General features: G+C 67.9%; 21 protein-coding genes. 7 read left to right on the top strand and 14 right to left on the bottom strand.

The window, feature by feature from the left end:
- The first annotated feature begins 38 nt into the window (after positions 1–38).
- Together HNR51_RS08395 and HNR51_RS08390 are read left to right on the top strand one after the other, a co-directional pair.
- Positions 39–320 carry a type II toxin-antitoxin system RelE/ParE family toxin gene (locus tag HNR51_RS08395; protein WP_182554650.1) on the top strand — a complete coding sequence of 94 codons (282 nt, stop codon included), beginning with the start codon at positions 39–41 and terminating at the stop codon, positions 318–320.
- 30 nt (positions 321–350) lie between these two features.
- Positions 351–644 carry a HigA family addiction module antitoxin gene (locus HNR51_RS08390; protein ID WP_012454802.1) on the top strand — a complete coding sequence of 98 codons (294 nt, stop codon included), beginning with the start codon at positions 351–353 and terminating at the stop codon, positions 642–644.
- Positions 645–656: 12 nt separating this feature from the next.
- Here the strand turns inward: HNR51_RS08390 and ocd are convergent, their stop codons facing one another.
- A complete protein-coding gene (gene ocd, locus HNR51_RS08385) occupies positions 657–1,688 on the bottom strand; it encodes an ornithine cyclodeaminase (RefSeq protein WP_182554649.1) in 1,032 nt (343 codons plus the stop codon).
- Between the two features lie 131 nt (positions 1,689–1,819).
- On the opposite strand from ocd, the gene HNR51_RS08380 reads away from it, so the two are divergent.
- Positions 1,820–2,245, top strand: coding sequence for an Lrp/AsnC family transcriptional regulator (locus tag HNR51_RS08380; RefSeq protein WP_012454800.1), 426 nt, complete (start codon positions 1,820–1,822; stop codon positions 2,243–2,245).
- Here HNR51_RS08380 and HNR51_RS08375 read toward each other — a convergent pair whose 3' ends face one another.
- The 3 genes from HNR51_RS08375 to HNR51_RS08365 all read right to left on the bottom strand — a co-directional run bounded on the left by HNR51_RS08375 (position 2,246) and on the right by HNR51_RS08365 (position 4,589).
- On the bottom strand, positions 2,246–2,704 hold the full coding sequence (locus HNR51_RS08375; RefSeq protein ID WP_012454799.1) for a type II toxin-antitoxin system RatA family toxin: 459 nt from the start codon (positions 2,702–2,704) through the stop codon (positions 2,246–2,248). It abuts the gene before it with no gap.
- 6 nt (positions 2,705–2,710) lie between these two features.
- Positions 2,711–3,715 (bottom strand): lipoyl synthase, encoded by a 1,005-nt coding sequence (lipA, locus tag HNR51_RS08370; protein ID WP_182554648.1) that lies wholly within the window; start codon positions 3,713–3,715, stop codon positions 2,711–2,713.
- A gap of 136 nt (positions 3,716–3,851) precedes the next feature.
- Complete coding sequence (locus HNR51_RS08365; RefSeq protein WP_141951729.1) at positions 3,852–4,589, bottom strand: cell wall hydrolase; 738 nt, start codon at positions 4,587–4,589, stop codon at positions 3,852–3,854.
- 220 nt (positions 4,590–4,809) lie between these two features.
- Here HNR51_RS08365 and HNR51_RS08360 point away from each other — a divergent pair, with 220 nt between their 5' ends.
- Both HNR51_RS08360 and HNR51_RS08355 read left to right on the top strand, forming a co-directional pair.
- Positions 4,810–5,025 carry a hypothetical protein gene (locus tag HNR51_RS08360; RefSeq protein ID WP_182554647.1) on the top strand — a complete coding sequence of 72 codons (216 nt, stop codon included), beginning with the start codon at positions 4,810–4,812 and terminating at the stop codon, positions 5,023–5,025.
- A gap of 39 nt (positions 5,026–5,064) precedes the next feature.
- Positions 5,065–6,411, top strand: a complete 1,347-nt coding sequence (locus HNR51_RS08355; RefSeq protein WP_182554646.1) for a PQQ-dependent sugar dehydrogenase — start codon at positions 5,065–5,067, stop codon at positions 6,409–6,411.
- A gap of 55 nt (positions 6,412–6,466) precedes the next feature.
- On the opposite strand, the gene HNR51_RS08350 is transcribed toward HNR51_RS08355, so the two are convergent.
- The 3 genes from HNR51_RS08350 to HNR51_RS08340 all read right to left on the bottom strand — a co-directional run bounded on the left by HNR51_RS08350 (position 6,467) and on the right by HNR51_RS08340 (position 8,094).
- Entirely contained in the window at positions 6,467–7,099 is a 633-nt protein-coding gene (locus tag HNR51_RS08350; RefSeq protein ID WP_182554645.1) for a L,D-transpeptidase, read from the bottom strand.
- 87 nt (positions 7,100–7,186) lie between these two features.
- Entirely contained in the window at positions 7,187–7,453 is a 267-nt protein-coding gene (locus tag HNR51_RS08345) for a hypothetical protein (protein WP_152277313.1), read from the bottom strand.
- 128 nt (positions 7,454–7,581) lie between these two features.
- Positions 7,582–8,094: a 1,3-beta-glucanase gene (locus tag HNR51_RS08340; protein WP_182554644.1), complete on the bottom strand. Its 513-nt coding sequence runs from the start codon at positions 8,092–8,094 to the stop codon at positions 7,582–7,584.
- A gap of 339 nt (positions 8,095–8,433) precedes the next feature.
- Here HNR51_RS08340 and HNR51_RS08335 point away from each other — a divergent pair, with 339 nt between their 5' ends.
- Together HNR51_RS08335 and HNR51_RS08330 are read left to right on the top strand one after the other, a co-directional pair.
- Positions 8,434–9,141 (top strand): YoaK family protein, encoded by a 708-nt coding sequence (locus HNR51_RS08335; protein WP_182554643.1) that lies wholly within the window; start codon positions 8,434–8,436, stop codon positions 9,139–9,141.
- A gap of 124 nt (positions 9,142–9,265) precedes the next feature.
- Entirely contained in the window at positions 9,266–9,778 is a 513-nt protein-coding gene (locus HNR51_RS08330) for a hypothetical protein (RefSeq protein ID WP_182554642.1), read from the top strand.
- 60 nt (positions 9,779–9,838) lie between these two features.
- On the opposite strand, the gene HNR51_RS08325 is transcribed toward HNR51_RS08330, so the two are convergent.
- The 7 genes from HNR51_RS08325 to HNR51_RS08295 all read right to left on the bottom strand — a co-directional run bounded on the left by HNR51_RS08325 (position 9,839) and on the right by HNR51_RS08295 (position 16,729).
- Complete coding sequence (locus HNR51_RS08325) at positions 9,839–10,018, bottom strand: hypothetical protein (protein ID WP_141951722.1); 180 nt, start codon at positions 10,016–10,018, stop codon at positions 9,839–9,841.
- A 248-nt stretch (positions 10,019–10,266) separates the two neighbouring features.
- Positions 10,267–11,706: a dihydrolipoyl dehydrogenase gene (lpdA, locus tag HNR51_RS08320; RefSeq protein ID WP_182554641.1), complete on the bottom strand. Its 1,440-nt coding sequence runs from the start codon at positions 11,704–11,706 to the stop codon at positions 10,267–10,269.
- Between the two features lie 185 nt (positions 11,707–11,891).
- A complete protein-coding gene (locus HNR51_RS08315; RefSeq protein ID WP_182554640.1) occupies positions 11,892–13,304 on the bottom strand; it encodes a pyruvate dehydrogenase complex dihydrolipoamide acetyltransferase in 1,413 nt (470 codons plus the stop codon).
- A 31-nt stretch (positions 13,305–13,335) separates the two neighbouring features.
- The gene (locus HNR51_RS08310; RefSeq protein ID WP_012454786.1) at positions 13,336–13,614 is read right to left on the bottom strand and encodes a DUF5076 domain-containing protein; all 279 of its coding nucleotides are present in this window, start codon (positions 13,612–13,614) and stop codon (positions 13,336–13,338) included.
- A gap of 10 nt (positions 13,615–13,624) precedes the next feature.
- Positions 13,625–15,076, bottom strand: a complete 1,452-nt coding sequence (locus HNR51_RS08305) for a pyruvate dehydrogenase complex E1 component subunit beta (RefSeq protein WP_182554639.1) — start codon at positions 15,074–15,076, stop codon at positions 13,625–13,627.
- 117 nt (positions 15,077–15,193) lie between these two features.
- Positions 15,194–16,243 (bottom strand): pyruvate dehydrogenase (acetyl-transferring) E1 component subunit alpha, encoded by a 1,050-nt coding sequence (pdhA, locus tag HNR51_RS08300; protein ID WP_182554638.1) that lies wholly within the window; start codon positions 16,241–16,243, stop codon positions 15,194–15,196.
- Positions 16,244–16,417: 174 nt separating this feature from the next.
- Positions 16,418–16,729, bottom strand: coding sequence for an FtsB family cell division protein (locus HNR51_RS08295; RefSeq protein ID WP_012454783.1), 312 nt, complete (start codon positions 16,727–16,729; stop codon positions 16,418–16,420).
- Positions 16,730–16,791: the final 62 nt, after the last annotated feature.

The raw sequence follows: 16,791 nt of genomic DNA, 5'->3' as shown, positions 1-16,791 counted from the left end.
CCGTCGTTGTACGTTGCGCGTATCATGTGGCGACGGGCATGATTCAAAGCTTCGCCGACAAGCGCACACGCTCTCTGTTCGAGGAAGGCGTCTGCCACCGTCAGTGGCGCGCCTTCGAGCGAATTGCTCGGCGGAAGCTTGATGCTTTGGACTACGCCGTCGTGCTGGACGATCTGCGCAGCCCGCCGGGCAACAAGCTTGAGGCTTTGCGCGGGGACAGAGCGGGGCAGTACAGCATTCGCATCAACGATCAGTGGCGGATTTGTTTCCGGTGGACTGAGTCAGGCCCGGAGAATGTCGAGATCGTTGATTATCATTAAACCCATTTTGGCTCAGCAGGAGTTTGTCCCATGATTCGAGTTCGGACGCATCCTGGCGAGTACTTGTCGGAAGAATACCTCAAACCACTCGGTCTCAGTGCCCGCCAGCTCGCGGTCGAGATCGGTGTTCCAGCCAACCGCATCACCGAGATCGTTCGGCAGCGGCGCGGCATCACCGCAGATACGGCGCTTCGTCTTGCACGCTACTTCGGGACAACCCCGCAGTTCTGGCTCAATTTTCAAGCCGGCTACGATCTCTCCAAGGCCCAGGCGGAAACGGACTACTCAACTGTTCCACAGCGGCGCGCCGCCGACGCGGCGTGAGCGATCGGCGGCTCATGCCGCCCGCTCGAACGCCGCGCCTCGCGAAAACACCGATCCGAACAGATCCTTCGGATCGCTCATGTCCGGAATCAGGTCGAGATCCGGCCCCGCGCCGGCGATCTGCCGGAGGCAGTGCAGCGCCGAGAAGTCCTCCAGAGCGAAGCCGACCGAGTCGAACAGCGTGATGTCATCGGCCGCGACGCGGCCCGATGCTTCGCCGCGCAGCACCCGCCAGAGCTCGGTCACGGGGTAGTCCGCCGGCATCTGCTGGATCTCGCCCTCGATGCGGGTCTGCGGCTCGTACTCCACCACCGTGCGGGTGCGCCGCAGGATGTCGGCATGCAGCTCGGTCTTGCCGGGGCAGTCGCCGCCGATGGCGTTGAGGTGCTGGCCCGGTTCCACGAGGTCCGGCGTCAGGATCGTGGCGCGGGCCTTGTCGGCGGTCGCGGTGGTGACGATGTCGGCGCCCGCCACCGCCTCGGCGACGGAGCCGGCACAGACGAGCCGCAGACCGCAACCGTCGAGATTGGCCCGCGCCTTGGCAACGGCCGCCGGGTCGACGTCGAACAGCCGGATCTCGTCGATGCCGATCACCGTCTTGAAGGCGAGCGCCTGGAACTCGGCCTGGGCGCCGGTGCCGATCAGGGCCATCGAACGGCTTCCGGGCCGGGCCAGCACGGAGGCCGCGAGGGCTGAGGTCGCCGCGGTGCGAAGGGCCGTCAGCACGGTCATCTCGGAGACGAGCAGCGGATAGCCCGTCGCCATGTCGGCGAGGACGCCGAAGGCGACGACCGTCTGCTTGCCGAGCCGGGTGTTGCCGGGATGGCCGTTGACGAACTTGAAGCTGTAGCTCCGCGCATCGGCGATCGGCATCAGCTCGATGACCCCGCCGGCCGAATGGTTGGCGAGGCGCGGGGCGAGATCGAAGTCCGGCCAGCGCCGGAAATCGGATCGCAGGCCGGCGACGAGGCGGCGCAGGATCGGCTCCGCACCCTCCCGCCGCAGCAAGTCCGCCATCTCGCCGGTGCCGATGTAGCGTGTCACGTCCGTCTCCCGAGACTGTCCTCGGAGCGAGCATGGCCGAAGGAAGCGGACAGCCGACAGCCGCTGAAATGCGCGATCGGGACAGGCCATTGCCCACTCTGCTAAGCTCGGCTGCTCACACTGGTAAGTCCATGCTCGACGAGACCGATCGCCGGCTGATCGCCCTGCTCCGGACCGATGCGCGGATGCCGGTGGCCAAGCTCGCCGCGGCCCTCGGCGTGACGCGGGCGACGGCCCGGGCGCGGCTCGACCGGCTGGTGGCCACTGGCATCGTCACCGGCTTCACCGTCACGGTGCGGGATCCGGAGCCCGAAGGCGTGCGCGCGGTGACGCTGATCGAGGTGGACGGGCGCCATGCCGAGGGCGTGATCCGCCGCCTGTCCGGCCTGCCGGAGATCCGGGCGCTTCACACCACCAATGGGCGCTGGGATATCGTCGCCGAGATCGAAGCGCCGACCCTCGGTGCCTTCGACGCGCTGCTGCGCACGATCCGTCAGATCGACGGCATCGCCAATTCCGAGACCAGCATCCTGCTGGCCGCGCGCAAGGGGCGTTAGTCAGGCGGGGGCGCCGTAGATCGCGGTGGCGCGGCCCTCGAAGGCATCGGTAAACTTGCGGAAGGCGCGGTCGAACATCGTGCCCATCAGGAGGCCGAGCGTCCGGCTCTTGAACTCGTAGGTGATGAAGAAATCGACCTCGCAGCCGCCACCCTCCGCATCGCGGAACGACCAGCGGTTCTCGAGGTGCCTGAACGGGCCGTCGATGTATTCGGCGGTGATCTTGCGGTTCTCGCGGTCGAGGCTCACGCGGGTGGTGAAGCGCTCACGGATCGCCTTGTAGCCGACGCCCATCTCGGCGACGCGCACCTGGGTGCCGTTCGGCCCCTCCGCGTCGCGCAGCACCCGCAGCGATTCACACAGCGGCAGAAACTCGGGATAGCGCTCGATATCGGCGACGAGATCGTACATCTGCGTCGCCGAGTGACGCACTTTCCTCGTGATGCGGAAGGAGGGCATGCGGGCTCAGGCGTTGACGGCGACGGGAGCGGGCCCGAGCTTGGCCAGACGCGCCGCCTTCAGCCGGGCGAAATCCTCGCCGGCGTGATGCGACGACCGCGTGAGCGGCGTCGCCGAGACCAGCAGGAAGCCCTTGGCATAGGCTGTGGTCTCGTAGGCTTTGAACTCGTCCGGCGGCACGAAGCGCACGACCTCATGGTGCTTGCGGGTCGGTTGCAGATATTGGCCGATGGTGAGGAAGTCGACCTCTGCCGAGCGCAGATCGTCCATGAGCTGCACGACTTCGTTCCGCTCCTCGCCCAGCCCGACCATGATGCCGGACTTGGTGAAGATCGTCGGATCGAGTTCCTTCACCCGCTGCAGCAGGCGCACCGAGTGGAAGTAGCGGGCACCGGGCCGCACGGTGACGTACTTGCCGGGCACCGTCTCGAGGTTGTGGTTGAACACGTCCGGCTTGGCCGCGACCACCACTTCGAGGGCGCCGGGCTTCCTCAGGAAGTCGGGCGTCAGGATCTCGACGGTGGTGCCGGGGCTCGCCCGGCGGATCGCGGCGATGGTCCGCGAAAAATGCTCGGCGCCGCCATCCTTGAGGTCGTCGCGGTCCACCGAGGTGACGACGACGTGGTGCAGGCCGAGCTTGGCCACCGCGTCGGCGACCTTCTCCGGCTCAGCCGCATCGAGCGATTCCGGCAGGCCCGTGCGCACGTTGCAGAACGCGCAGGCGCGGGTGCAGGTGTCGCCCATGATCATGAAGGTGGCGTGCCGCTTCTCCCAGCATTCGCCGATATTGGGGCAGCCCGCCTCCTCGCAGACGGTCACGAGGTTGTTGGCGCGGACGATATCCTTGGTCTCGGCCCAGAGCTTGGACCCCGGGGCCTTCACGCGGATCCAGTCCGGCTTGCGCTGGATCGCGGTGTCCGGCCGGTGCGCCTTCTCGGGATGGCGGGGGCGCGCAGGCGCGTCCGCCTTGGGCCGGGTGTCGTTGTTCAGGAGATCGAGGACGACGGCCATGGCGATGCGGGGTGAGCCTCACGGGAGCCGGACCGGGCAACCCCCGGCCGCGTCCCTGACTTAAGGCCTCCCGCCCTCGACGCATAGGGCGGGGGCGACAACCCGCCCCGGCCGTAACCATGCGCTGTGACAGTTTCTAGTTCTTGTCGCGGCCGGGAGCGGAGGCGTAGCGGGCCGGGCCGGGGATGCGCAGCTCGGGCGCGGTCGGCGCCGAATACTCGGCGGTCAGCGTCGGCTGGACACGGCCGGTCAGCGGCAGGCCGATCATGCCGGCATTGGTGGCGGCGACCTGGAGCGGCATCAGGCGGCCCGAGGCCGTCTGCACCACCGCGCGGGGCTGCACCGCCGGCAGATAACCCTCGCGATCGCTCTTCTCGTAGAACACGTTGCCGCCGGCCGCGACGACGTAGTGCATGTTGGTGTAGGGGAACTTGTATCCGGCGGTGTGGAAGTGCAGGGCCGGGCCGACACCATCGTGGCGCTTGCCCGAGAGCAGCGCATCGGCAACTTTCTCCAGCCGCGGCCGGTCCTGCTCACGCACGGGCTTAGTCAGCACGCCGTTGGCGAATTGCCGCTTCTGGCCGACGACCTCGCAGATCCGACCGGGATAGGCCGGCGCATCGAGGCGGTTCATCACCACCGTGCCGACGGCGAACAGCCCGTCCTCGTCGCTGCGGTTCGATTCGAAGTACATCGCTCGGGCGAGGCACTCCTTGTCGGCGGCGGTCGGTGCCTGCACGACCTTGGCGTTCGTCGCGATCGAACCCGTGGTCAGCTCCGCCTGGTGCGGAAGCAGACCGCATCCTCCAAGACCCGAACCGGTCAGCGCTAGCCCGAAGAGGCAGAGAAGACGGAGGGTCCGGTCGGCTTGCATGCAGGCTCCTGTAGGCTGACGACGCTGGCTGTCCAAGCTGGACCATTCCGCCCACAGGTGCAAAGAAACTGTTAAGCCTGGACTCTGAATCCAGGGGGGTGTGTCGTTTGGCACACGCCACCCGCCGCAGCCCCGCGCGACCCGCTCATGCATCCGATTGAACGGAGTGGCATGCTCCGGCGTTGTCAGCGCTGGATCGTCGTCAGCGGAGGGCCGGACCATGATGGACACGGGCATGGACTCGCCGGCCGCTTTCGACGAGCGGATGCGCGAGGAAGCCGCCGCGGCCGGCCGCGCCGAACTGGAAGCCTCGCTCCAGCGCTTTACCCACGAGCAGCGCGACGCATTCTGGAACGCGATCGGCCTCTACTACTCCACCCGCCGCCATCCGGGCGCCGATGAGGCCGCCGCGCAGCCTGCCGTCACCGCCGTCTGATCGCCTCTCAGGCCGATCCTCCCTTCCGGGAAGTCTCCGATGCGTACCTCCGCCAAGGTCGGCCTTGCCGCGCTCGCCGTCGTGCTGCTCGGCGGCGCGGCCTTCCTGCGCTTCGTCGCCTACCCGGAATCCGCCTCGCTCGACGTGGCGGCCAGCAGCGGGTCGAACCCGACCTTGCCGGCGCCGAACCCGACCTTCATGCCCACCGTCAACATCGCCCGGGTGGCGCGTTGGAGCGACGGCGCCAAGCCGCGGCCGGCCGAGGGGCTGACCGTCGCCGCCTACGCCACCGGACTCGATCATCCGCGCTGGCCCTACCTTCTGCCGAATGGCGACGTGCTGGTTGCCGAGAGCCAGGCGCCGAAATCCGGCGATCACTCCACCAGCGTCATCGACTGGGTCGCCGACAAGGTGAAGAGCATGGCCGGGGCCGGCGGCGCGAGCGCCGACCGCATCGTGCTGCTGCGCGATCGGGATGGAGACGGTGTCGCCGAGGAGCGCCACGTCTTTCTGAAGGGGCTGACCTCGCCCTTCGGCATGGCCCTGGTCGGGTCCGACCTCTACGTGGCGAATGCGGACGCCCTGGTGCGCGTGCCCTACGCGGAGGGCCAGACCGAGATCACCGCGAACCCGGAAAAGGTCTTGGATCTGCCCTCCGGCATCAATCACCACTGGACCAAGAATGTCGTTGCGAGCCCCGACGGCAGCAAGCTGTTCATCACCGTCGGTTCGAACAGCAATGTCGGCGAGAACGGTCTCGACATCGAAAAGGGCCGCGCCGCGATCTGGGAATACTCCCTCGCCTCAAAGGCGATGCGCGAGTTCGCCACGGGCTTGCGCAACCCGAACGGCCTCGCCTTCGAGCCGGTAACCGGCGACCTGTGGGTGGCGGTGAACGAGCGCGACGAGATCGGCAGCGACCTCGTGCCCGACTACATCACGCGCGTGAAGGAAGGCGCCTTCTACGGCTGGCCGTGGAGCTACTGGGGCCAGCACGTCGATGCGCGGGTGCAGCCGCCGCAGCCGGAGAAGGTGAAGACGGCGGTGGCGCCCGACTACGCCGTGGGCACGCACACCGCCTCCCTCGGCATCGCCTTCTCGATGGGTGCGAACCTGCCTGAGGCCTGGAAAAGCGGTCTCTTCGTTGCCCAGCACGGTTCGTGGAACCGCCGGCCGAAGAGCGGCTACAAGGTGATCTACGTGCCGTTCAAGGACGGAAAGCCGGCGGGCGCGCCCGTCGATGTGCTCACCGGCTTCCTCAACGCCGACGAGAAAGCGCAAGGTCGGCCCGTGGGTGTGGCGCTCGACAAGAGCGGCGCGTTGCTGGTGACGGACGATGTCGGGAACGCGGTGTGGCGGGTGACCGGCGCGGCCGCCTCGAACTGAATCGAACGCTGCGCCTTATTCCGCGAGGAGCGGCCCCGACGCGCGGAGCCGCCCCTCAGTAAAGGTCGCCGTATCCGACGCCCGCGCCGTAGCCGTCGTCGAACACGTCCGGAGAGCGGCGCCGCACCGGCGGCCCGTAGGCCTCGTCCTCCCAGCTCCGTCCCCGCGCGCGCACCGGAACGAAGCCGTCGTCACTGCCGCGGCGGGCCGAGCGCGTCCGAGCCGGGCGCTGGGTCTCGGCGATGGGGGCGTCGGCGACGCTGCCTTCGATGACGACGCGGGTATTGGCCATCTTCTGCTGCTTCACCAGAGCGAAGAGGGTCGCGGCGTTGCGCTGCGAGAGGCGGACGCAGCCATGCGAGGCGGCGCGGCCGAGGCGGCGGGTATGCGTGGTGCCGTGGATCGCGTGGCCGACCTGCGTGAAGAAGATCGCGTGCGGCATCGGCGCGTTGTCCCATTCGCGGGAGAAATGGGTCTTCTCCATGCGGAACGGACGATAGCTCCCGTTCGGCGTGTCGTGGCCCGCCACGCCCGTCGAGACCGGCCAGTCGTAGCGCGCCGCGCCATCGACGACGACGCTCATGCGCTGAGCATCCTTGTCGACGGCGATGAGGAGGTCGGCCCGCGCCGAAACGGTTCCGGCGGCCAGCGTGAGTCCCGCAACAATTGCGAGGAGAGGGAAGCGCATATCCGTCGTCCCGAACTTCGATCCTGCGAACATGCGCCACCCAAGCGCCGCTTCAAGCGGTGCGTCCCCAGGTATTTACAACCGAGATCACCAGCGGGGCGCCGCACTGCGCACGAAGCCGCGGGAAATGAGGCGGCTGTTCTCGCGGGCGCGGCGCTCCGCCTCCATCAGATCGGACAGGGCGTCGGTGATGGCGCAGCGCAGGGCAATCCCCGCATCGCCCTGCGTGTCGCTGAGATAGGCCTGGGCGATCTCCTCCACCGGGCAGGATTCCGTTCTCTCCTGTCCCGGTCCGGCGGCGGGGGTGAACGCGCCTCGGCTCCGCTCGACCGTCTGGGGCATGGGCTTGGGCATGGTCTCTCTCCGACTCGGCATGAGAACGAAGATAGAACATACCGGATAGGTTAACGAGATCTTACCGGGGTCGGTCGAGGCTGTGGACATCCGGCCCGAGGCGCCCGGCGGTGCGCGAATCCATGCTCTCAGCGCAGGCCGGAGCCGGAGAGGGGATCGAAATAGGCATCGGTGGGCCGGCGGGAGAAGCCCGCGCCGCCGGAAATGCCGGCGCCCGCGGGCGCTCCCCCTCCCCCGCCCGATCCGACGCTGCCGGTCACATCGTCGAGCGGCCGGCGCGTTGGGCTTCCGGATGCACTGGCTGCGCCGGCTCCACCGCCGACGCTCGTCGCAGCGGTCATGCCGCCGCCGAAACTGAGCCCGCCGGCACTGCCGACGGTCCCGGGCGTCGAAGTGCCGAGGCCGGAGACGCCGGAGGCACCGCCGAAGCTCAAGCCGCCGGGATTGGCAAGAGCCATGGTCGGCGTGGGGGCCGCCACCGTAGCAACCGTCGCAGTGGGGCCGAACGGCAGCCCGGGGGCGGTGAAGCCGGAGGGCAGGCCCGTGCCGGCCGCCGTTTGCGCCAGGGCAGGTGCGCCGGCAGCGCCGAGACCGGCGATCAGGAGACCGCAGCAGCCCTTTGCCATCTTCGACTTCGTCATCTCGTGCCCCTGCGCCGCGCCGGCCTTCTGCGATGAGGAGCCAACGCCGCGGGCGCAGCGCGGTTTCAGCTCGGCGGGGCTCGGCAGGACGGCAAGGCCGGTCCGATCGCCCGAGCCAGGGACGCCGTCATCATAAGCCTCTGCACCAAGCGCCTTCGACGCGCCTTCGACGGCTTGCGAGCAGGCCCACGCAGGCGATAGGACCCATGCTCCCTAGATCCGCATCATCGTGCGCAGGGAGGGGCCGAACCTCAGCCACGGGCGGCGGACGGTTTGTATAAGGATTGCCGGGAGTAAGATGCTCCTGCCGCAAACCGCCCCGACCGCAGACCCCGCCCGATGCTCGTTCACGAAGGCCAAGCCCGCACTCCCGGCATCGACCGGCGACTCGCGTGGCCTCTCGCCGGCATCGCCGGAGCGCTGAACGCCGCCGGCTTCTGCGCCTTCGGCACCTTCTCCTCGAACATGACCGGCAACGTCTCGGCCCTTGCCGACCATCTCGGCCTCGGCGAACTGGCGCTGGCCCTGCCGGCCGTCGCTCTCGTCGGCGCCTTCATGGCCGGAGCCGTGAGCGCGACGCTGCTCATCGGCGCCGGGCGCCATCACCGCCTGCGCGGCATCTACGCCTACAGCGTGTTGACGGAAGCGCTGCTGCTGGCCGGCCTCGGGGTTCTCGGTGCCTGGATGCCGGAGGCCGTGTACGGGCCGGTGCTCGTGACGGGCCTCAGCTTCCTGCTCGGCCTCCAGAACGCGACCGTCACCCAGATCACCGATGCCCGGGTGCGCACCACCCATGTCACCGGCATGGTGACGGATCTCGGTATCGGGCTCGGCTCCCGTCTCGCCCGGCGCGGCCGCGGGATGGGGCCGGATGTCGAGAAGATCCGGCTCTACGGCGTGACCGTGGCCGCCTTCCTGGCCGGCGGCGTCGCGGGTGTGGTGGCGTGGCGCGCCCTTGGCCACACCCTGCTGTTTGCCGCCGCCGCGATGCTGGCGCTGATGGCGGTGCCCGGCATCGCCTCCGCGCGTCGCCTCGGTCCGCCCTAGGCGCATCCGCCGACGGAAGGCGGGTCGGCCGAGGCAACCTTCGCGAGTCAGGGATGTTGGCGATGGAGCCTCGGCGCCCTGCGCCGCTCGCTCGACAGGCGAACCGAAGGGACCGGGAGAGACAATGTCCGTATCGCGACGCCGTGAGGCGCGGCTGCTGGATGCCGGCGAGATCGATCTGGTGAAGCGGTCGCACCATCCCGAACTGGATGCAGAGGACGACAAGGCTCTGCCCGAGTTGATCCGCCTGCTGCGCGAGCGCCGCGACCGTGCCCGCGACGTGTCCCGCCGCCAGCGGCGTGAACTGCGCGGCAAGGCCGCGCCCTCCGGCGCGAGCCGTGCTTCCGATAACACCGGCACCCGCGAGAAGGCGGCCCTGCTCGCTGCGGCGGTCAAGCGCGTCAGCAAGGAGCACGAGCGCCGCCGCAACGCGGATGCCCGTCGCCGGACCGTTGGCGGGGCACGCCGCGCCCTCGCCCTGAAGCGCGCCGCGGGTGATCCGGCCTCCGGCCGGCCCGCGTCGCGCACCGCGGACGAGGGGATGAATCCGGTTCCCAATCAGCAGGATGCGCCTTCGGGCGCGATCAACCAAGAGGGTCAGGAGATCGCCATGCGCCGCGGCGGCGGTCCCCGCTGACGCGACCCGCGCCGGTGAAGCCATGAGGGGAGCGACCGCGGGGCGGTCTCGCCCTTTTTTTCAAGGATCGCGCGATCCCGACTCCGCCTCTCCCGGCTCCTCGCGGAAGACGAGGTAGCTCAGAGGCCCGGCGCACAGGAACAGCAGCAGCAGGGTCACGTAGAGGTGGACCTTCAGCATCGCCAGAGAGAAATAGACCGCTCCAAGGCCGGCGACGAGCAGAAGAACTCGTAGGATCATGAGTGGGTGGGCTTTCGCAACCAGGGCGCACATCCCCTGGTATACGGCGTGCCTGCGTTTCTGAAGTTCAACTGGAAGGTATTCGGCCGGCATCCTTACCAACTTCAACCGCGAAATGATTTTTCCGCGCGGGTCGCTGCAGGATCGAGGGCAGTCGGAGTGAGCGCCAAAGACAAGGGGCGCCCAGGACACCGGCCTCCGGCCCGATCCTGTGCGCCCCTCGAAGCCTCAAGGTGTGTCGGTTTCGATCAGGTGTGGATCACCCGTCCGTAGGCGTCGAGCACGCTCTCGTGCATCATCTCGGAGAGCGTCGGATGCGGGAACACCGTGTGCATCAGCTCTTCCTCCGTCGTCTCCAGCGTCATGGCGACGACGTAGCCCTGGATCAGCTCGGTGACCTCGGCGCCGACCATGTGGGCGCCGAGCAACTGGCCGGTCTTGGCGTCGAAGATCGTCTTGATGAGGCCGTCCGGCTCACCCAGCGCGATCGCCTTGCCGTTGCCGGCAAAGGGGAAGCGGCCGACCTTGATCGAGAAGCCGAGTTCCTTCGCCTTCCCCTCGGTGAGGCCGACGCTGGCGATCTGCGGGTGGCAATAGGTGCAGCCCGGGATCTTGCCCTTGTCCATCGGATGGGTGTGCAGGCCCTTGATGGTCTCGATGCAGATGACGCCCTCATGCTCCGCCTTGTGGGCGAGCATCGGCGGGCCGGCGACGTCGCCGATGGCGTAGACGCCCGGCACGTTGGTGCGCCCGAGCCCGTCGGTGACGACGATGCCGCGCTCGATCTTCACCCCGAGCTTCTCCAGCCCGAGATTCTCGATGTTGCCGACGACGCCGACAGCCGAGATCAGCTTCTCGGCGGTGAGGGATTGCGTCTTGCCCTTGTCGTCCTCAACCGTGGCCGTGACGGAGTTCGCGCCCTTCTCGACCTTCGTCACCTTGGCGCTGGTGAGGATCTTGATGCCCTGCTTCTCGAAGCGTTTGCGGGCGATTCCGGCGATCTCCGCATCCTCGACGGGGAGGATCTGCGGCAGCAGCTCGATCACCGTCACCTCGGCGCCCATGGTGCGGTAGAACGAGGCGAACTCGATGCCGATCGCGCCGGAGCCCATCACCAGCAGGCTCTTGGGCATCGCCTCCGGCACCATGGCCTCGTAATAGGTCCAGATCTGCTTCTTGTCGGGCTCGATGCCGGGCAGCACGCGCGGCCGCGCGCCGGTCGCGACGATGATGTGCTTGGCCGCGTATGTTCCGGCGCCCTTCGCGCCCTTCGGCGGTTCGGCCCGCTTCGTCTCCTTCACCGTCACCTTGCCGGGCTCGTTGCCCTTGGCGGCCACGTCGATCGCGGCCTCGCCCCAGATCACGTCGACCTTGTTCTTCTTCAGCAGCATGCCGACGCCGCCGTTGAGCCGGCCCGAGACGCCGCGGGAGCGCTTCACGATCGCCGCCGTGTCGAAGCTCACCTCCTTGGCGGAGAGGCCGTAATCGGAGGCGTGCTGCATGTAGTGGTAGATCTCGGCCGAGCGCAGCAGCGCCTTGGTCGGGATGCAGCCCCAGTTCAGGCAGATACCGCCGAGATGCTCGCGATCGACCACGGCGGTCTTGAAACCGAGCTGTGCCGCGCGGATCGCGGTCACGTAGCCGCCGGGCCCCGCGCCGATGATGAGGACGTCGTAGGTTTCGGACATCAGGGGCTCCTCTTCCCCTCCGCTTGAAGGAGGAGGCAGGGGTGAAAGCGGGCTGTTCGGGCGACGGCGGCGGAACGGATGACAACAAGGGTCGGCGGGATAGGGAAGGCGCCGAAGCGCCTCGTCCCTAACCGACTATCTGCCCGCCCTCATGAGGTAAGAGTGGTGCTTCGTGTCGGGCGCTCTCAGACCAGCATCCCCATCGGGTTCTCGATCAGGCCCTTGAAGGCCGCGATCAGCTCGGCGCCGAGGGCACCGTCGAGGACGCGGTGATCGCAGGAAAGCGTTGCGGTCATGGCCTGCACCACCGCCGGAGCGCCGTCCTTGACGACGACGCGCTTTTCTCCGGCGCCGACAGCAAGGATCGTCGATTGCGGCGGGTTGATCACCGCGGTGAAGTGCTTGATGCCGAACATGCCGAGGTTCGACACCGAGGTGACGCCGCCCTGGTACTCTTCCGGCTTCAGCTTCTTGGCGCGCGCCCGGCCCGCAAAGTCCTTCATCTCATTGGAGATGGTGGAGAGCGTCTTCTGATCGGCCTTACGGATCACCGGAGTGAACAGGCCGCCATCGATCGCGACCGCGACGCCGACTTCGGCATGCTTGAAGCGCAGGATGCGATCCTCGGCCCACACGGCGTTGGCGGCGGGCACGCGGGTGAGCGCGAGGCCCATCGCCTTGATGACGAAGTCGTTCACCGAGAGTTTGAACAGCGGCTTACCGTCCTTGTCCTTACCGGCCGAGCCGTTGAGCGTCTCGCGCAGCTTCATCAGCGCGTCGAGTTCGCAGTCGACGGTGAGGTAGAAGTGCGGCGCGACCTGCATCGCCTCCGTGAGGCGCTTGGCAATGGTCTTGCGCATGCCGTCGAGCGGCACTTCCTCGAAGCTGCCCTTTTCGTAGAAGCCCTTCACTTGATCGAGGCTGAGCCCGGCCGGCGCTCCACCGGCGGGGGCCGCCTTGGGAGCAGGCTTGTCCGCCGCCGGAGTGGCAGCCTTGGTCTCTGGCTTGGCCGCGGCGCCGGCCTTGGCCGTACCGCCCTCGATCGCCGCCTGCACGTCGCGCTGGATCACGCGGCCATGCGGACCGGAGCCCTTCACCGCCGAGAGATCGATGCCCTCCTGCTTGGCGATGCGGCGCGCCAGCGGCGAGGCGAAGACCCGGCCGCCGGAGGCTCCGGGCTGCGCGGCGCCGTTGGGCTTGGCACCCTCGGGGGCCTGATCGACCCGGGCGTAGGAGGCGTGCGCACCATCGGGCGCGGCGTTCTGATCGGGGGTGCCCTTCGGCTCGACCGGCGCGGTCTTCGCCTCGCCCTTGGCCTCGCCGCCCTTCGGCGCCTCGACGCTGCCCGGATCCTCGCCCTCCTCGGCGATCAGCGCGATCAGCTCGTTGACCGGCACGTCGGCGGTGCCTTCGGCCACGAGGATCTTGGCGAGAACGCCCTCGTCGACCGCCTCGACCTCCATCGTCGCCTTGTCGGTCTCGATCTCGGCGATCACGTCGCCGGACTTGATGGCGTCGCCCTCCTTCTTGAGCCACTTGGCGAGGTTGCCCTTCTCCATGGTCGGGGAGAGCGCGGGCATCAGGACGTTGATCGGCATCGTGTCGTTCCCGAGCGGCCTTGAGGGAGGATCAGTTGAGGGGATTGTTGGGGTCGAGGCTCTCCGCCTCCCACCCGGCGCGGATGCGCTCGAAGGCTTCCTCCTCCGAGAGATCCGCTTCCATGGCGTAGGCGCGAGCGGCCTGCCGCGCGAGGTCGATCAGCAGGCGGCCCCAGGTCGCTGGATCGTCGAAGGCCCGCCGCAGCGCGACGCTCACGGCGCCATCGACGATCGAGGCGCGCACGATCTCGATCCCACCCTGTTCCAGGGCGTCGGGCGGGATCTCGAGTTCTTCGAATTTCTCTGACATCGAGCTGTATTTACTTGTAGCAGACGCTTTTGACGGCCTCGACGACTTCCGCCACGCTCGGCAAAGCCAGCTTCTCGAGGTTGGCCGCGTAGGGCATCGGCACGTCCTTGCCGGTCACCCGCAGCACCGGAGCGTCGAGGTAGTCGAAGGCATCGACCATCAGGCGGGCGACGATCTCGGCGCCGACGCCAGATTGCGGGAAGCCCTCTTCGACGCAGACGCAGCGGCCGGTCTTCTTCACCGATTCCACCACCGTGGCGCTGTCCATCGGGCGGATCGTGCGCAGGTCGATCACCTCCGCCTCGATGCCCTCCTCGGCGAGCGCCTGGGCCGCCTTCAGGGCGTAGGTCATGCCGATGGAGAAGGACACGATGGTGACGTCCTTGCCGGGGCGGTGGATGCGCGCCTTGCCGATCGGCAGGACGAAATCCTCGATCTCCGGCACCGGGAACGACTGGCCGTAGAGGATCTCGTTCTCGAGGAAGATCACCGGGTTGGGATCGCGGATCGCCGCCTTGAGCAGACCCTTGGCGTCGGAGGCCGTGTAGGGCGCGATCACCTTGAGGCCGGGCACGTTCGAGTACCACGCGGCATAGTCGTGGCTGTGCTGGGCGCCGACGCGGGCGGCCGCGCCGTTGGGGCCGCGGAACACGATCGGACAGCCGAGCTGGCCGCCGGACATGTAGAGCGTCTTGGCCGCCGAGTTGATGATGTGGTCGATCGCCTGCATGGCGAAGTTGAAGGTCATGAACTCGACGATGGGCTTGAGGCCCATGAAGGCGGCGCCGACGCCGATGCCGGCGAAGCCGTGCTCGGTGATCGGCGTGTCGACGACGCGGCGCGCGCCGAATTCCTGAAGCAGCCCCTGCGTGATCTTGTAGGCGCCCTGATACTCGGCGACCTCTTCGCCCATCACGAGGACCTTGTCGTCCTTGCGCATCTCCTCGGCCATGGCATCGCGCAGGGCCTCGCGCACGGTCATGGTCTTCATCGGCGAGTCGGCCGGGAACTCCTCCATCACCGGGTCCGGCGCCTTGTTGGTGATGACGGCGGGCGAGGCCGGGGCCTTCTGCGCGTCGTCACCAGTCTTGGCGGTGGCAGCGGACTTCTCCGCCATGCCCTCGGCCTGCATGTCCGGGGTCGGGGCCGGCGCGCCGCCGTCCGAGGCACCGTTCGGCTTGCCCTTGCCGCCGCTCGCGGCCGCCGCCGAGACGTCCTCGCCCTCTTCGGCGATGATCGCGATCGGCGTGTTGACGGCCACGTTCTCGGTGCCGTCGGCAACGAGAATCTTGGCGAGGATGCCCTCGTCGATCGCCTCGACCTCCATCGTCGCCTTGTCGGTCTCGATCTCGGCGAGAACGTCGCCGGCTTTGACCGGGTCGCCCTCCTTCTTCAGCCATTTGGCGAGCTTCCCCTCCTCCATGGTCGGAGAGAGGGCGGGCATCAGGATGTCGGTCGCCATATGCGCTGCTCTATCGATCCGGGTGCGTCGGTCGGGCTTGTTCTTGCTGGCGTGCTTCTGCGAAAGCCCCGCCGGAGCCGCCGGCCGCGATCGGCCGGAGGCGTGTCGGGGAGACGTTCAGGCGCGGGCTTCGAGGAGAATGTCGGTCCAGAGTTCCGAGGGATCGGGCTCGGGATCGTGGGTCGCGAAGTCGGCGGATTCGTTGACGATCTCGCGGACCTTGGCATCGACGCTCTTCAGCTCGGCCTCGGGCACGCCGTGCGCCTCGAGCAGGCGCTTGCGCACCATCTCGATCGGGTCGTGCTCGTCGCGCATCTTCGAGACCTCGTCCTTCGACCGGTACTTGGCCGGGTCGGACATCGAGTGGCCGCGATAGCGGTAGGTCTGCATCTCGAGGATGTAGGGCCCCTCGCCCGAGCGGGCGTGATTGATGGCGCGCGCCGCGGCCTCGCGGACCGTGCGCACGTCCATGCCGTCCACCTGCTCGCCGGGGATGCCGAAGGAGAGGCCGCGCTTGGAGAAGTCCGTCTGGGCCGAGGCGCGGGCCACCGAGGTGCCCATGGCGTAGCGGTTGTTCTCGATGACGTAGACCACCGGCAGCTTCCACAGAGCCGCCATGTTGAAGCTCTCGTAGACCTGACCCTGGTTGGCCGCGCCGTCACCCATATAGGTGAAGCTGACCTTGCCGTTCTTCAGGTAGGCGTCGGCGAAGGCGAGACCGGTGCCGAGCGCCACCTGCGCGCCGACGATGCCGTGGCCGCCGAAGAACTGCTTCTCGCGGCTGAACATGTGCATCGAGCCGCCCTTGCCGCGGGAATAGCCGCCGCGGCGCCCGGTCAGCTCGGCCATCACGCCCTTGGGGTCCATGCCGCAGGCCAGCATGTGGCCGTGGTCGCGGTAGCCGGTGATGTTCTGGTCACCGTCCTCGCCCGCCATCTGCATGCCGACGACGACCGCTTCCTGGCCGATGTAGAGGTGGCAGAAGCCGCCGATCAATCCCATGCCGTAGAGCTGGCCCGCCTTCTCCTCGAAGCGGCGGATCAACAGCATCTCGCGATAGGCGTGGAGATCTTCGTCTTTCGTGAACTGGGGAATATTCGGGGCCGGCCGATGTTGCGGCGCGTCTGTACCCGCCGCAGGTTTCCCCGCCTCGCTCGCCGCACCCATCGGTGTCCTCCCGCAATCACGCTGTTGCAGGGGTTCTAGGGCAGCGATTTGCGGAAATCGAGGGGCGTGCTGACAGCCACCAAATGCTGTTACCGTCACGGTTGCACCGGTGGCCGGGCCGAAAAGACAGTGCAAACGAAACTTTTAAGAGCTCAATTCAGCAGAAATAAAAATTCAAGGGCCGATGATGACGAGATCATTGGCGTGGACGCGGCCGAGAACGACGCGGGCCCGCTCCTCCAAGAGGTCGCGGTCGATCTGCTCGCTGCGCAGCAGCGAGACGCGATGCTCCCAGGTCGCCCGCTCCGCCTTGGCGACGTTCAGCTCCTGGGTGAGCCCGTAGGCTTCGACCTTCAGAGCGCGCTTGGCTTCGAGGCCGCGGCTACCGCTCTCGGCCTGATGCACGAAATAGCCGACGACGAGCGCCGAGACCGTCCAGAGGACGGCGGGGACGACGATGGCGCGGACGCGGCGACGAATGACCATGGCAGGGGTGAGGATCGCGCGAACAGGGTGAAGAAAGCGTTTCCACGGGCCGAAATCGTCTC

Origin of the sequence: Methylorubrum thiocyanatum, assembly GCA_014138645.1 — a bacterium.
In the GTDB taxonomy this organism is placed as follows: Bacteria; Pseudomonadota; Alphaproteobacteria; order Rhizobiales; family Beijerinckiaceae; genus Methylobacterium; species Methylobacterium thiocyanatum.
Note: the sequence above shows the minus strand (reverse complement) of the source record. Positions and strands in the feature narration are given on the sequence as shown.

Bases quoted from the DNA above. Each gene is read 5' to 3' on its own strand.
- pdhA (WP_182554638.1), bottom strand. From the start codon at position 16,243: ATGGGTGCGGCGAGCGAGGCGGGGAAACCTGCGGCGGGTACAGACGCG.
- HNR51_RS08360 (WP_182554647.1), top strand. From the start codon at position 4,810: ATGATGGACACGGGCATGGACTCGCCGGCCGCTTTCGACGAGCGGATG.
- HNR51_RS08330 (WP_182554642.1), top strand. From the start codon at position 9,266: ATGTCCGTATCGCGACGCCGTGAGGCGCGGCTGCTGGATGCCGGCGAG.
- HNR51_RS08305 (WP_182554639.1), bottom strand. From the start codon at position 15,076: ATGGCGACCGACATCCTGATGCCCGCCCTCTCTCCGACCATGGAGGAG.
- HNR51_RS08395 (WP_182554650.1), top strand. From the start codon at position 39: ATGATTCAAAGCTTCGCCGACAAGCGCACACGCTCTCTGTTCGAGGAA.
- HNR51_RS08380 (WP_012454800.1), top strand. From the start codon at position 1,820: ATGCTCGACGAGACCGATCGCCGGCTGATCGCCCTGCTCCGGACCGAT.
- HNR51_RS08375 (WP_012454799.1), bottom strand. From the start codon at position 2,704: ATGCCCTCCTTCCGCATCACGAGGAAAGTGCGTCACTCGGCGACGCAG.
- HNR51_RS08315 (WP_182554640.1), bottom strand. From the start codon at position 13,304: ATGCCGATCAACGTCCTGATGCCCGCGCTCTCCCCGACCATGGAGAAG.
- HNR51_RS08340 (WP_182554644.1), bottom strand. From the start codon at position 8,094: ATGACGAAGTCGAAGATGGCAAAGGGCTGCTGCGGTCTCCTGATCGCC.
- HNR51_RS08355 (WP_182554646.1), top strand. From the start codon at position 5,065: ATGCGTACCTCCGCCAAGGTCGGCCTTGCCGCGCTCGCCGTCGTGCTG.
- lipA (WP_182554648.1), bottom strand. From the start codon at position 3,715: ATGGCCGTCGTCCTCGATCTCCTGAACAACGACACCCGGCCCAAGGCG.
- lpdA (WP_182554641.1), bottom strand. From the start codon at position 11,706: ATGTCCGAAACCTACGACGTCCTCATCATCGGCGCGGGGCCCGGCGGC.
- HNR51_RS08310 (WP_012454786.1), bottom strand. From the start codon at position 13,614: ATGTCAGAGAAATTCGAAGAACTCGAGATCCCGCCCGACGCCCTGGAA.
- HNR51_RS08390 (WP_012454802.1), top strand. From the start codon at position 351: ATGATTCGAGTTCGGACGCATCCTGGCGAGTACTTGTCGGAAGAATAC.
- HNR51_RS08295 (WP_012454783.1), bottom strand. From the start codon at position 16,729: ATGGTCATTCGTCGCCGCGTCCGCGCCATCGTCGTCCCCGCCGTCCTC.
- HNR51_RS08335 (WP_182554643.1), top strand. From the start codon at position 8,434: ATGCTCGTTCACGAAGGCCAAGCCCGCACTCCCGGCATCGACCGGCGA.
- HNR51_RS08350 (WP_182554645.1), bottom strand. From the start codon at position 7,099: ATGCGCTTCCCTCTCCTCGCAATTGTTGCGGGACTCACGCTGGCCGCC.
- HNR51_RS08365 (WP_141951729.1), bottom strand. From the start codon at position 4,589: ATGCAAGCCGACCGGACCCTCCGTCTTCTCTGCCTCTTCGGGCTAGCG.
- HNR51_RS08325 (WP_141951722.1), bottom strand. From the start codon at position 10,018: ATGATCCTACGAGTTCTTCTGCTCGTCGCCGGCCTTGGAGCGGTCTAT.
- HNR51_RS08345 (WP_152277313.1), bottom strand. From the start codon at position 7,453: ATGCCCAAGCCCATGCCCCAGACGGTCGAGCGGAGCCGAGGCGCGTTC.